Below are 13,442 nucleotides of genomic sequence, written 5' to 3' on the forward strand. Positions count from 1 at the left end.
CACTTCCTGTGCATAACCTTAGTTATGCTAAGGATTCTCTCAGAGCCGGATGCGATTGTATGGGCGATGGCGCACAAAAAAGCCCTGCCGGGGCAGGGCTTTATCTTTTCACCCTCTCCCTACAGGAGAGGGCCGGGGTGATGGCATCAGCCCGCACGCTATTAGCTATTCAACGCAGGCCGCTCGCTAATGGCGATACGCTGCGGCGCGATGGCTTCCGGCACGTTGCGGATCAGGTCGATATGCAGCAGACCGTTGGTAAACGTTGCGCCGGACACTTCCATATGGTCTGCCAGGGTAAAGCTCAGGCTAAACGGCTGATTAACCAGCCCCTGATGCAGCCATTTGGTCTCGGTCTCTTGTTTTTCCGGCGTACCTTTCACGGTCAGGCGAGTGCCTTCAAGCTGGATGTCCAGATCGTCCTGGCGGAAACCGGCAAGCGCAAGGGTGATGCGATAGTGGTTATCGTCGCTTTTTTCGATGTTGTACGGCGGAAACGTCTGTTGCTCGGTGGTGCTTTGCAGGGCGTTAGCCAGTTTGTCAAAACCAATCCACTGACGCAGCAGAGGGGATAAATCATAGTTACGCATACTAAATCTCCTTCTGAGAAGCGAGTTCGGCACAGTCTAATTTTGTGCGCAGTTGTTCCTGCAAATCCTGATGGATTCGCATATGCTCCCGTTACGGCAAGCACGTCTGGATGGGCCGCTTACGCGACCCGCGTAATTAGTTAATTTCGATACGACGCGGTTTTTTCTCTTCCGGAATCACACGTTCCAGTTCGATAAACAGCAGGCCGTTAACCAGGTTCGCGCCTTTAACATGAATGTTCTCGGCTAACTGGAACTTGCGTTCAAAGTTGCGCTCGGCGATGCCCTGATAAAGATAGGTACGTTCTTTCTGCTCGGCCGTATGGGAACCTTTCACCACCAGCAGGTTGTCCTGCGCGGTGATCTCCAGTTCGTTTTCTGCAAAACCGGCGACGGCAATAGCGATGCGGTAGTGATTTTCGTCAACCAGCTCAACATTGTATGGAGGGTAGCCGTTGCTCTGGCTTTGGTTATTTTCTAAATGATTAAACAGGCGGTCAAAACCAATTGCAGAACGGTATAGCGGAGAAAGATCGAAGTTACGCATAAATAAAACTCCTGAAATCAGCGAGAAATTGTAGCCTTCCACCATGGACAGGCCTTTGCGCCCCCGAACACCCATCAGGCGAGTTCGTTATCGGGCCACATTCTTAAAATGGGTCTGCAATCGGGCTTTTCAAGAACGACAGCTGCACTTTTTTTTGCACTTTCCTGCATCTCGCATAGACTGGGACAACAGCACAAAGGGTTAAATTGCGATGGCTGCCACAGTGCGGGGTTATAGGGCTATCCATTTTGGATAAGGCTCGCTATAACCCTGAGTTGCAGGTCTATGCAGTGCCATTAACGATGACTGAGTGATGATGAAAAATGTTCTGATAAAGCTGACGACGTTCAGCGGGGTAGTTTTACTTTGCGGGTGTTCGAGCGTGATGTCTCACACCGGCGGTAAAGAAGGAACATATCCGGGGACGCGCGCCAGCGCGGCGATGCTCTCCGATGACGATACAAACTGGGGCACCAAATCCCTGGTTATCCTCGATATGCCGTTTACGGCCGTGGCGGATACGCTTCTGCTGCCGTGGGATATGTTTCGTAAGGACAACTCCGTACGCTCGCGGGTAGAGAAAAGCGAGCAGGAAAATCTGGCGACAAACGCCGTCATCCCGCCCGCTGAAATGCCTCCACGCTAGTACTGCGCGGTTTCCGTTACCCAAAGCTGACGGAAACCGGCTGTCTCCTCCATCCACGCAATAACGCGCCCGTCCGGGGAAAACACGACCGCATCAGCATACGGTGGGTTGCCATGATCGGACGTCAAAAACGTCACCTCTCCAGTCAGGGCGTCGCAGCAGGCGATCCGATTTTCGAGCACAAACCCCAGACTGTCGCCCGCAGGATGCCAGTTAAATGCTGACTGAATATCGCTCCCGGTACGCGTCAACTGGCGCGGCTCGCCGCCTTCAGGAGAGATCAGCCACAGCTGCACAATGCCGTTATCATCCCGCATCAGAAACGCAATCTGCGTCCCCTGCGGGTTACTGCGAACCCAGTGACGCGGCACGTTCACCAGGCCCGGGTACGCCCTCTGATGCGTAAAGGTCAAACGACGCTGGTTCACACCCGCAGGCGGCGCAGGCAGGGTCTCCGTCGTGCCCTGTAGCGGCGCATCGCCCGCACGCTTCCAGCCCTGCTCGTCTTCCGGCAAATTTGCAATAAACAGTTCGGGTACTTTTTCGCCCTGCGCGGAGAGGGTATCGCCGATAAACGCCAGCCTGCCGTTGCCCACCCAGCCCTCTTCGTAAGCGCGGTTGATTTCATCGCTGCCCGGCCGTGGGTTGGGCGTGGTGCGGCTAACCAGTACGCTCCAGAAGGTTCCCGAATATTCACGGGGGTGGTTCCCCTGCGGGTTCACCGGGCCGTAAGGCGCAGCCACGCCGACGTTGCGTAAATCGAGTTTAGGATCGCGCTCGTGCAGGACATGGTCGTTATAGGTAAAGCTGACGAGCTGCCCGTTCGGGCTGAAGACATGGACGTGGCTACCCCCGCGCAGCGCGCCTGCGGTGTAAGGCGCGGTGATATCCATCGCGTCCAGGTTGCTCACCTGACCGTTTTGCGCAATCACTCCCTGGCGATGATGAAAATCGTAGCGCCAGTCGGCATCCGGGTTTTTCGGGCCGTGGATAAAGACATATTTATCTTCTGCAGGATGAACGGTCACCACGCCGACATGCGCGCCGTCAGTGGCGCGATATACCACCTCTACCTCACCCGTCGCGACATTGACCCGCTCGATGGTTTCACCGGTGAACGACGCACCGGACGGGCGCACGTCGTAGACCAGCCACTGGCTGTCCGGCGTCCAGGTATTGATGTTGGTCAGCTGGTGGTTGCGGGAAGCGAAGGTGATTTGTTTCATGAGGATACCCTGATGCGCAGTTATCGCATCAGGGTATCGCAAGCGGGTTTTTAGTTCAGCACAAACTTCTCGATGGCATAAGCCACGCCGTCTTCGAGGTTGGATTTGGTCACGAAGTTAGCCACTTCTTTCACCGATGGGATCGCGTTATCCATCGCCACGCCCATACCGGCGAATTCAATCATCGCGATGTCATTTTCCTGGTCGCCCAGCGCCATGATCTCGTCCTGTTTAATGCCCAGCGCATCGGCCAGTGATTTGACACCGGTGCCTTTATTGACGCGTTTATCGAGGATTTCGAGGAAGTACGGTGCACTTTTCAGCACGGTGTACTTCTCTTTTACCTCCGCCGGAATGCGCGCAATCGCTTTATCCAGGATCTCCGGCTCGTCGATCATCATCACTTTCAGGAACTGCGTCGCCGGGTCCATTTTCTCCGCTTCACAGAACACCAGCGGAATGGTCGCAACGTAGGATTCATGTACCGTGTAGTAGCTAATATCGCGGTTGGCGGTATAGAGCGTATTGCGATCGAGCGCGTGGAAGTGGGAACCCACTTCACGGGACAGTTTTTCCAGGAACAGATAGTCATCGTAGCTCAGCGCGGTTTGCGCAACCGTACTGCCATCTGCGGCTTTCTGCACCAGCGCGCCGTTATAGGTGATGCAGTAGTCGCCCGGCTGATTCATGTGCAGCTCTTTCAGGTAGCTGTGTACACCCGCATACGGACGCCCCGTGGTCAGGACCACATTCACGCCCTTAGCGCGCGCCGCGGCGATCGCGTTTTTAACGGCTGGAGAGATGGTGTGGTCTGGCAGCAGCAGCGTGCCGTCCATGTCGATTGCAATGAGTTTGATAGCCATGAGTTCCCCGGAATAAATGAGTGCTGCCTCATGCTAACGCGATTAAGCACACAAAAATAGAGCTATATTGCGCAACAGGAATGCCCCTTTTACGCTTATTCCGGGGAACGAAGGCTTACTCGCGGGTGAGCACAATTTTACCGAACGCGCCGCGATCCAGATGTTCAAGCGCCTGTTCAAGCTCGTTAAAACGGTAGCGATGCTCAATCACCGGCTTCAGCCCCGTGACGTCAACAGCGCGGACAAAATCTTCCAGCGCCCGGCGGTGCCCCACGCCAATCCCCTGAATGACGGGGGATTTCAGCAGCAGTTCGCCAGCAGAGAGGGTAATCTCCGTCCCGGCGAGCACGCCAATGACGGAGATACGTCCGTGAACGGCAACGGCGCGCAGGGAATGCTTCAGGTTCTCTCCACCGACGGTTTCGATAATATGGTCGATACCGCGATCCTGCGTGAGCGCCAGCGTATTTTCAGCCCAGTCGCTTTTCAGGCGGTTGATGCCGTGGCTGGCCCCCAGCGTTTTGGCCAGCGCCAGTTTCTCATCGCTCCCCGAGGTGACAAACACCTCCGCGCCGTGCGCTTTTGCAATCTGAAGGGCGAAGATCGCCACGCCGCCCGTGCCCTGCACCAGCACCGATTGCCCGGCGCGCAGCTGGCCGCGCTCCACCAGCGCAAACCAGGCGGTAAGCCCTGCGCAGGGTAAGGTGCTGGCCTCGGCGTCATCCAGGGTCTCCGGAGAGGCCACCAGCGCGTCTTCCTTCAAAATCACATACTCGGACAGCATGCCCTGGAAGTATCCACCGGACGTTTTATAGGGCAGATTGCGCGCGTCCGCCTGCGGCTTACCGTCGATCCACTCCGGGAAGAAGGTTGAGATGACGCGGGCACCGGGCTGGAAACGCGTGACGCCTTCACCAATGCTGTCCACCACGCCCGCCATGTCAGACGCCGGGGTAAACGGGAAGGAAAGCGGGATCGGCATTGTGCCTTCAACAACCATTTTATCGCGATAGTTAAGCGCAACGGCATTTACCCTTACGCGCACTTCACCCGGGCCTGGCTGTAGGACGGGCGCCTGAGTCAGCTTGAGGTTCTCGCGCCCGAGGGTATCCATGGACCAGCGTTGCATTGTCTCTGTCATTTTATTTCTCCTGCCATCAGATGAGCTTTAGTCCTGACAGTCTACCGTTGACTAAAGGTCGCCAGTGGCGATAAGTTTTCTCTTTATTGACGCCAGAATAGATACAATCCATGACCGATACGCTGAAGGATATTCCTGTTTTCGTGGCCGCCGTTGAGGCGGGAAGTTTCGCGCAGGCCGCGATTCGCCTGCATTTGTCACGTTCGGCGGTCGGAAAAAGCATCGCTCGCCTCGAACAGCGGCTGGGGGTACGTCTTTTTCAGCGCACCACCCGCAGCCAGAGTCTGACCGATAACGGCGCCCTTTTTTATGAACGCTGTCTGCGCGCGCTGGAGGAGATTCGGGGTGCGGAATCGCTGCTTGAAACGGGGAAACAGCAGGTCAGTGGTCGCCTGCGCGTTGCCATGCCGGTGCTGTTTGGTCGCCAGTGCGTCGCCCCCTTGCTGATAGCGCTGGCGCAGGAACACCCCGGGCTTGAACTGGAAATGTCATTCAGCGACCGCGTGGTGGATCTCGTCGAGGAAGGGTTTGATATGGCGGTGCGTAACGGCACGCTTCAGGACAGCAGCGTGCTGGTCGCCAGAAAGCTGGGAGAACACCGCATGGTGCTGTGCGCCGCGCCGGAGTATCTGCTGAAGAAAGGCCAGCCACAAAGCGTTAATGATTTATCCCAGCATACGGCCATCAACTATTTGAGCGCAGGCAGAGTGTTGTCCTGGCAGCTGATGGATAACGAAGGAATGTCGCACACCTTTACACCCCGATCGTCGCTCAATATGGATGATTTGCAGGCGATCTGCGACGCCGCGCTGGCCGGACACGGCATTGCATGGCTGCCCTGCTGGATGGTCGTCAAAGATATTCACCAGGGTAAACTCGTCCCGCTCCTGAAGCAGGCACCGGATGTGCATTTCAACGTTCATGCCGTATGGCAGCAGACGCCGCATCTGCCGCTGAGGGTAAGAATAGCGATAGATACGCTGGCGAGCCGTTTACCGGCAGCGATGTCACTGGACCTTCCAGCGTCCATAAAAAAGCCGCGCTAAAAGCGCGGCCAGTTATCGTGCGGTATAACGACAATTAAATATCGATATTTGCCGCTTTCAGGGCGTTCTCTTCGATGAAGGCACGACGTGGTTCAACCGCATCGCCCATCAGGGTCGTGAACAGCTGGTCCGCAGCAATCGCGTCCTTAACGGTCACGCGCAGCATGCGGCGGCTTTCCGGATCCATGGTGGTTTCCCACAGCTGGTCCGGGTTCATTTCGCCCAGACCTTTATAGCGCTGGATCGCGAGGCCACGACGGGACTCTTTCACCAGCCAGTCCAGCGCCTGCTCGAAGCTGGTTACCGGCTGACGACGTTCGCCACGTTCGATGAACGCATCGTCTTCGATCAGGCCACGCAGCGTCTCGCCGAGCGTGCAGATACGACGGTATTCCGGACCGGTCACAAACTCGTGCTCCAGCGGATAGTCGGTGTCAACGCCGTGGGTACGCACGCGAATAATAGGCTCGAACTGCTTATCGGCGTTCTGCTGGATATCGCATTTCCACATGCTGCCGTGCTGCTCTTTCTCGTTGAGATCGGTCACCAGGGCATTCACCCAGCGGGTCACGGTCTGCTCGTCGCTCAGATCGGCTTCGGTCAGGGTTGGCTGATAAACCAGCTCCTTCAGCAGCGTTTTCGGATAACGGCGTTCCATACGCGTAATCATTTTCTGCGTGGCGTTGAACTCGGACACCAGACGCTCCAGCGGCTCACCGGCCAGTGCAGGGGCGTGCGAGTTCGCGTGCAGGGTCGCGCCATCAAGGGCGATCGCGATTTGGTACTGATCCATCGCTTCGTCGTCTTTAATGTACTGTTCCTGCTTGCCTTTCTTCACCTTGTACAGCGGCGGCTGTGCAATGTAGACGTGACCACGCTCAACGATTTCAGGCATCTGACGATAGAAGAAGGTCAACAGCAGCGTACGAATGTGCGAGCCGTCGACGTCCGCATCGGTCATGATGATGATGCTGTGGTAGCGCAGTTTGTCCGGGTTGTACTCATCACGGCCGATGCCGCAGCCCAGCGCGGTAATGAGCGTCGCCACTTCCTGAGAAGAGAGCATCTTGTCGAAACGGGCTTTCTCAACGTTGAGGATTTTACCCTTCAGCGGCAGGATAGCCTGGTTCTTACGGTTACGGCCCTGCTTCGCAGAACCGCCCGCGGAGTCCCCTTCCACGAGGTACAGTTCGGACAGCGCCGGGTCACGTTCCTGGCAGTCAGCCAGTTTGCCCGGCAGGCCTGCTAAGTCCAGCGCGCCTTTACGACGGGTCATTTCACGGGCTTTACGCGCCGCTTCACGGGCACGCGCCGCATCAATAATTTTACCCACCACGATTTTCGCGTCGGACGGGTTTTCCAGCAGGTATTCGCTCAGCAGTTCGTTCATCTGCTGTTCAACCGCCGATTTCACCTCGGAAGAGACCAGCTTGTCTTTGGTCTGTGAGGAGAACTTCGGATCCGGCACCTTCACGGAGACAACGGCAATCAGGCCTTCACGGGCGTCATCACCGGTGGCGCTGACTTTTGCTTTCTTGCTGTAGCCTTCTTTGTCCATGTAGGCGTTCAGGGTACGGGTCATCGCCGCACGGAAGCCTGCAAGGTGCGTACCGCCGTCACGCTGTGGAATATTATTGGTGAAGCAGTAGATGTTTTCCTGGAAACCGTCGTTCCACTGCAGCGCCACTTCCACACCGATACCGTCTTTTTCGGTGGAGAAGTAGAAGATATTCGGGTGAATAGGCGTTTTGTTCTTGTTCAGATACTCAACGAACGCCTTGATACCGCCTTCGTAGTGGAAGTGGTCTTCTTTGCCGTCACGCTTGTCGCGCAGGCGAATAGAGACGCCGGAGTTCAGGAACGACAGTTCACGCAGGCGTTTCGCCAGGATGTCGTACTCGAATTCGGTGACGTTGGTGAAGGTTTCATGGCTCGGCCAGAAACGCACCATGGTACCGGTTTTGTCGGTATCGCCGGTAACGGCCAGCGGTGCCTGCGGCACGCCGTGCGTATAGAGCTGACGGTGAATTTTGCCTTCTCGCTGGATAACCAGCTCCAGCTTCTGCGACAGGGCGTTAACCACGGAGACGCCTACGCCGTGCAGGCCGCCGGAAACTTTATAGGAGTTATCGTCAAACTTACCGCCTGCGTGCAGCACGGTCATGATCACTTCCGCGGCAGAGACGCCCTCTTCCGGGTGAATACCGGTTGGGATGCCACGACCATCATCGGTGACGGAGACGGAGTTGTCCGCATGGATGGTGACCACGATGTCTTTACAGTGACCCGCGAGCGCTTCGTCGATAGCGTTATCTACCACCTCGAATACCATGTGGTGCAGACCGGTGCCGTCATCCGTGTCGCCGATATACATACCCGGGCGCTTACGCACCGCATCCAGCCCTTTCAGGACTTTGATACTGGAGGAGTCATAAGAATTCGACATCAACGTTTCTCGCTCATTTCAACTTGGGTTAATCCGTTATTTTACCCTTTTCCACGGTAAACATCTTCGAATTTTCGTCCGACATGTCTATAACGTGTTCAGCGCTAATGGCGCTGACGAAAACCTGCGACTGAGTGGCTTTTAAGCGGCTGGCAAGCAGCCCGCGCCGCGCGTCGTCAAGTTCCGAGGCAAAATCATCTATCAGGTACAGGCAGCGTCTTCCGCTCTCGCGTGTGAGAAACTCTCCCTGTGCCAGGCGCAGCGCACACATCAGGAGCTTGAGCTGCCCGCGCGACAGCGTGTCTTCCACCGGTGCACCGTCGGCACGAATGCGGAAATCCGCCTTGTGCGGGCCGTGCGCGGTGTAGGTCAACATGCGGTCACGCTCGAAGCTTCTCTCTAACACCTCGGCATAATCCGTCTCTTTCTCCCAGCCGCGCTGGAAAGAGAAGGTGAGAGAGAATTCGGGTAAAAACTGTTTGCAGGTGTCGGCCATGTCTTCGGCGATACCTGCGCTGTATTCGGCACGCCAGTTGCTGATTTGTTCCGCGAGAGGGATTAACTCCATGTCCCACGGACGCAGCTGGGCGTAACGGGTAACCTGGCGCAGGGCAGCGTTACGCTGCTTGAGCAGACGCTTCAGGTTGCTCCAGGCGTTAAAGAAACCGGCTTCGTTGTGAAAGCATCCCCAGTCGAGGAATGCTCTTCTGTATTTGGGGCCGCCGTTGAGTAAAGTAAACCCCTCCGGCGTAATCAGCTGCATTGGCATCAGCAGCGCCAGCTCCGCCACTTTATGGCCGTCGGTGCCGTCGATGCGCACCTTGCTGTCGCCCTGCTTGTCTTTGGTCAGGCCGATCGCGGTTTCCCGCTCCGCCCCCTGCAAACGCCCGTGCAGAACAAAGGATTCCTGCTCGTGGCGAATGACGCGACCAATCTGCAAACTGCGAAACGCCCGACCGTGGCCGAGCGTATAGATGGCCTCAAGCACGCTGGTTTTGCCGCTGCCGTTTGCGCCAACCAGGAAGTTAAAGCCAGGGGATAAAGCGAGATCCGCGCTTTCAATATTGCGAAAGTCGCGGATCAACAGACGGGTGAGCGACATTACAGTCTCATTGGCATAACAACATAGGCAGCCGACTGTGATGCGGCATCTTCAATCTGTACGCTTGAAACGGAGTCGGTCAGCAGAATGCGCACGTTTTCGCATTTCAGCGCATTCAGCACATCCAGTACGTAGCTGACGTTAAAGCCGATTTCCATCTCGGTTCCGGCGTAGGTGACGTCCAGAATCTCTTCTGCCTCTTCCTGCTCCGGGTTGTTAGCGGTGATTTTGATCTGGTTTTCACTCACGTACAGGCGCACGCCGCGGAATTTCTCGTTGGAGAGAATGGCTGCACGGGCAAAGGCCTGCTTGAGGCTATCGCAGCCCGCTTCCAGCGTTTTGTCCGGGTTCTTCGGCAATACGCGGCGATAATCCGGGAAACGACCGTCAACCAGCTTAGACGTGAAGACAAAATCGCCCACGTGTGCGCGGATGTTGTTGCTGCCGATCTGCACGCGCAGCGGCGTGTCGCCGCCGTCGAGCATACGCATCAGCTCAATCACCCCTTTACGCGGCACGATCACCGAATGGTTTGGCAGCGCGTCGCCAATCGGCATAGAACAGACCGCCAGACGGTGGCCGTCGGTGGCTACGGTACGCAGCTCTTCACCTTCGGTTTCGAACAGCATGCCGTTTAAGTAGTAACGGACGTCCTGATGCGCCATGGAGAACTGCGTGGCTTCAATCAGACGCTTCATCGTCGCCTGCGGCAGGGTGAATTCAACTTCGCTCTGCCAGTCGTCCAGGTTCGGGAAGTCCGCAGCAGGCAGCGTGGAGAGCGAGAAACGGCTGCGGCCAGAGCGCACCAGCATACGGTCGCCTTCCAGCTGCACGGCGATTTCAGCGCCTTCCGGCAGCCCGCGGCAGATATCAAAGAATTTACGTGCCGGAACCGTGGTCGCGCCCGCGTCGTGCGGCTGCGTCAGCGTAACGCGCGCGATCATTTCCATTTCCAGATCTGTACCGGTCAGCGACAGCGTACCGTCCGCGACCTGAAGCAGCAGGTTTCCGAGAATAGGCAGCGTTGGGCGGCCACCTAATGGGCCACTCACCTGTTGCAGCGGTTTTAATAAATGTTCACGTTCAACGGTAAATTTCATAGCGTCACGATGATAATGTTCTGATTAAATTGGAAAAATCTTCTTTTATGTCGTGGCTTTCTTCGCGTAACTGCTCAATCTTACGACAAGCGTGCAGCACGGTCGTATGGTCACGGCCACCAAACGCATCTCCGATTTCCGGCAGACTGTGGTTGGTTAACTCCTTTGCCAGCGCCATCGCCATCTGACGCGGACGCGCCACCGAGCGGGAACGACGTTTAGACAGTAAATCTGCCACTTTGATCTTGTAGTACTCAGCCACCGTCTTTTGAATATTGTCGATAGTGACCAGTTTTTCCTGCAATGCCAGCAAATCGCGCAGCGCTTCACGCACAAAATCGATGGTGATCGCACGACCGGTGAAGTTGGCATTGGCGATAACGCGGTTCAGCGCTCCTTCCAGCTCACGCACGTTGGAGCGCAGACGCTTGGCAATGAAGAACGCCACTTCGCCCGGCAGGCGAATGTCGTTTTCATCGGCTTTCTTCATCAGGATCGCGACGCGGGTTTCCAGCTCCGGTGGCTCGATCGCCACGGTCAGGCCCCAGCCGAAGCGGGATTTCAGACGATCTTCAACACCGTTGATCTCTTTTGGATAACGATCCGAGGTCAAAATGATCTGCTGATTGCCTTCCAGCAGGGCATTAAAGGTGTGGAAAAACTCTTCCTGCGATCGTTCTTTATTGGCAAAGAACTGGATGTCATCGATGAGCAGCGCGTCAACAGAACGATAGTAGCGTTTAAACTCTTCGATCGCATTGTTTTGCAGGGCTTTTACCATGTCCTGAACGAAGCGTTCGGAGTGCATATACACCACTTTGGCATTGGGCTTGCGCGCCATAATGCCGTTACCCACCGCATGCAGCAGGTGCGTTTTACCCAGACCCGTGCCGCCATAAAGGAACAGCGGGTTGTAGGCCCCACCGGGGTTATCAGCAACCTGACGAGCCGCCGCGCGCGCCAGCTGGTTCGACTTACCTTCAACGAAGTTATCGAACGTGTGTTTCACGTTAACGTTAGAGCGGTAGGTTGGCTCAGCCGGTGCAGGGACATTATCCCAGCCCTGACGAGCGGGTGCGACGCGAGGGGCCGGAGCAGGCGCGGCCTGAGCAGGCGCTGCTACGTTCACGGTTTCACGGACGGTTTGGGTGACCGGCTTTGTGCCCACTTCAAAGCGCAGCTGCGGGGCATCTGACCCGCAGAAATCGTTCAGCAGTCCATTGATGTTATTAAGGTACTTGTCCCTTACCCAATCGAGCACAAAACGGTTTGGCGCATACAAAGCCAGCGTGTTATCGCTCAGTTCCGCCTGCAACGGGCGGATCCACATACTGAATTCTGTGGCTGGTAACTCATCCTGCAATCGGGCAAGACACTGCTGCCAAAGCGAAAGTGACACGGCGGACTCCACTCGAACAATAAAAGAAAACTATTGAATATTCATGATTGTTGGCGCACATCGACATGACCCAATGAGGGTGATGTGCGAACCGCTATCTGCGGTTATACCCGGCCAGGATCGCTGGATCCCGATCGGGACCGCGGATCATAGCCTAAACTGAGCCAGAGATCTTCTGTTTCTCACAGATTCTTCCCGATTTATCCACAGGAAGATCCGGAACCGGATAAGTGTAAACGATCCTGGCGCCAGTGCCCCACGATTTAGTCCGCATATTGGAAAAATTAATGAGCACAGACAATTTATTGCTTAAATGATCTAACGAAGATCCGGGACGATCCTTGCGCTTTGTTGGCGAGGCCGTATAATCCTCGACCCGGCGCGTGATGCTCATCTTCCTGCGTCGTCCGTTGCTCATTTTCCACGCGAAAACGTGCGGAAATACGCGGGAAATAAGGAAAGAGAATTGACTCCGGAGTGTACAATTATTACAATCCGGCCTCTTTAATCACCCACGCTGAGGCGTTAGTCGTTCGAAACTCGTTCGGGTATACGCAAAAGTCAGTGAATTTATTCAAGTTTAGGTAGAAATCGCCATGAAACGCACTTTTCAACCGTCTGTACTGAAGCGCAACCGTTCTCACGGCTTCCGTGCTCGTATGGCTACTAAAAATGGTCGTCAGGTTCTGGCACGTCGTCGTGCTAAAGGCCGCGCTCGTCTGACCGTTTCCAAGTAATAAAGCTAACCCCTGAGTGGTTAAGCTAGCATTTCCCAGGGAGTTACGTTTGTTAACTCCCGCTCATTTCACTTTCGTCTTCCAGCAGCCACTACGGGCTGGCACGCCGCAAATCACCATCCTCGGCCGCCAAAATTCGCTGGGGCATCCCCGCATCGGTCTCACAGTCGCCAAGAAAAATGTTAAGCGTGCGCATGAACGCAATCGGATTAAACGTCTGACGCGTGAAAGCTTCCGTTTACGTCAGCACGAACTGCCTTCAATGGATTTCGTGGTGGTGGCGAAGAAAGGGGTTGCCGACCTCGATAACCGTGCTCTCTCGGAAGCGTTGGAAAAATTATGGCGCCGCCACTGTCGCCTGGCTCACGGGTCCTGATAGCCCTCATTCGGGTCTATCAACGCCTGATTAGTCCGCTACTCGGGCCGCACTGCCGTTTCACACCAACATGCTCAAGCTACGGAATTGAGGCATTGCGCAGGTTTGGAGTGATAAAAGGCAGTTGGTTGACGGTGAAACGCGTATTAAAATGCCACCCTTTACACCCCGGTGGAGACGACCCCGTCCCCCCAGGACCCTTTGATACCAGAGAACACTAACG

14 protein-coding genes and 1 other annotated feature are annotated in these 13,442 nt (G+C 55.8%); of the genes, 5 read left to right on the forward strand and 9 right to left on the reverse strand.

Annotated elements, in window-relative coordinates:
* Positions 1-161: 161 nt before the first annotated feature.
* Together ibpB and ibpA are read right to left on the reverse strand one after the other, a co-directional pair.
* Positions 162-590, reverse strand: a complete 429-nt coding sequence (gene ibpB / locus USF70_RS20220) for a small heat shock chaperone IbpB (RefSeq protein WP_032662053.1) — start codon at positions 588-590, stop codon at positions 162-164.
* A gap of 136 nt (positions 591-726) precedes the next feature.
* Positions 727-1,137, reverse strand: a complete 411-nt coding sequence (gene ibpA / locus USF70_RS20225; protein ID WP_008500162.1) for a small heat shock chaperone IbpA — start codon at positions 1,135-1,137, stop codon at positions 727-729.
* Positions 1,131-1,202, reverse strand: a sequence feature (ROSE (Repression Of Heat Shock gene Expression) occurs in the 5'-region of heat shock genes and acts as an RNA thermometer to modulate expression.). It overlaps the preceding gene by 7 nt.
* 248 nt (positions 1,203-1,450) lie before the next feature.
* Between ibpA and USF70_RS20230 the strand changes: the two genes are divergently transcribed.
* On the forward strand, positions 1,451-1,783 hold the full coding sequence (locus tag USF70_RS20230) for a YceK/YidQ family lipoprotein (RefSeq protein WP_033144351.1): 333 nt from the start codon (positions 1,451-1,453) through the stop codon (positions 1,781-1,783).
* Here the strand turns inward: USF70_RS20230 and USF70_RS20235 are convergent.
* The 3 genes from USF70_RS20235 to USF70_RS20245 form a co-directional block, all read right to left on the reverse strand.
* Positions 1,780-3,009, reverse strand: a complete 1,230-nt coding sequence (locus USF70_RS20235; protein WP_320735961.1) for a DUF3748 domain-containing protein — start codon at positions 3,007-3,009, stop codon at positions 1,780-1,782. The genes USF70_RS20230 and USF70_RS20235 overlap by 4 nt on opposite strands.
* Before the next feature lie 50 nt (positions 3,010-3,059).
* Positions 3,060-3,872 carry a sugar-phosphatase gene (gene yidA / locus USF70_RS20240; protein ID WP_033144353.1) on the reverse strand — a complete coding sequence of 271 codons (813 nt, stop codon included), beginning with the start codon at positions 3,870-3,872 and terminating at the stop codon, positions 3,060-3,062.
* Positions 3,873-3,987: 115 nt separating this feature from the next.
* Complete coding sequence (locus USF70_RS20245) at positions 3,988-5,013, reverse strand: NAD(P)-dependent alcohol dehydrogenase (protein ID WP_320735962.1); 1,026 nt, start codon at positions 5,011-5,013, stop codon at positions 3,988-3,990.
* 110 nt (positions 5,014-5,123) lie between these two features.
* Here USF70_RS20245 and USF70_RS20250 point away from each other — a divergent pair, with 110 nt between their 5' ends.
* Positions 5,124-6,059 carry a LysR family transcriptional regulator gene (locus tag USF70_RS20250; RefSeq protein ID WP_087822895.1) on the forward strand — a complete coding sequence of 312 codons (936 nt, stop codon included), beginning with the start codon at positions 5,124-5,126 and terminating at the stop codon, positions 6,057-6,059.
* Positions 6,060-6,093: 34 nt separating this feature from the next.
* On the opposite strand, the gene gyrB is transcribed toward USF70_RS20250, so the two are convergent.
* Genes gyrB through dnaA form a run of 4 tightly spaced genes read right to left on the reverse strand, consistent with a single transcriptional unit; the run spans position 6,094 to position 12,106 of the window.
* Positions 6,094-8,505 (reverse strand): DNA topoisomerase (ATP-hydrolyzing) subunit B, encoded by a 2,412-nt coding sequence (gyrB, locus tag USF70_RS20255; RefSeq protein WP_087822896.1) that lies wholly within the window; start codon positions 8,503-8,505, stop codon positions 6,094-6,096.
* 28 nt (positions 8,506-8,533) lie between these two features.
* Positions 8,534-9,607 carry a DNA replication/repair protein RecF gene (gene recF / locus USF70_RS20260; protein WP_023309805.1) on the reverse strand — a complete coding sequence of 358 codons (1,074 nt, stop codon included), beginning with the start codon at positions 9,605-9,607 and terminating at the stop codon, positions 8,534-8,536.
* Positions 9,607-10,707 (reverse strand): DNA polymerase III subunit beta, encoded by a 1,101-nt coding sequence (gene dnaN, locus USF70_RS20265; protein WP_023309804.1) that lies wholly within the window; start codon positions 10,705-10,707, stop codon positions 9,607-9,609. The genes recF and dnaN overlap by 1 nt, the downstream gene beginning before the upstream one ends.
* Positions 10,708-10,711: 4 nt before the next feature.
* Positions 10,712-12,106 carry a chromosomal replication initiator protein DnaA gene (gene dnaA / locus USF70_RS20270; RefSeq protein ID WP_010426558.1) on the reverse strand — a complete coding sequence of 465 codons (1,395 nt, stop codon included), beginning with the start codon at positions 12,104-12,106 and terminating at the stop codon, positions 10,712-10,714.
* Positions 12,107-12,702: 596 nt separating this feature from the next.
* On the opposite strand from dnaA, the gene rpmH reads away from it, so the two are divergent.
* Genes rpmH through yidD form a run of 3 tightly spaced genes read left to right on the forward strand, consistent with a single transcriptional unit; the run spans position 12,703 to position 13,440 of the window.
* Entirely contained in the window at positions 12,703-12,843 is a 141-nt protein-coding gene (gene rpmH, locus USF70_RS20275) for a 50S ribosomal protein L34 (RefSeq protein ID WP_000831330.1), read from the forward strand.
* A 16-nt stretch (positions 12,844-12,859) separates the two neighbouring features.
* Positions 12,860-13,219, forward strand: a complete 360-nt coding sequence (gene rnpA / locus USF70_RS20280) for a ribonuclease P protein component (RefSeq protein ID WP_032640303.1) — start codon at positions 12,860-12,862, stop codon at positions 13,217-13,219.
* Positions 13,183-13,440, forward strand: a complete 258-nt coding sequence (yidD, locus tag USF70_RS20285) for a membrane protein insertion efficiency factor YidD (protein WP_001307474.1) — start codon at positions 13,183-13,185, stop codon at positions 13,438-13,440. Before rnpA ends, yidD begins: the two co-directional genes overlap by 37 nt.
* Positions 13,441-13,442: the final 2 nt, after the last annotated feature.

Source organism: Enterobacter sp. 237C8, from assembly GCF_034106865.1.
Lineage (GTDB): Bacteria > Pseudomonadota > Gammaproteobacteria > Enterobacterales > Enterobacteriaceae > Enterobacter > Enterobacter asburiae_B.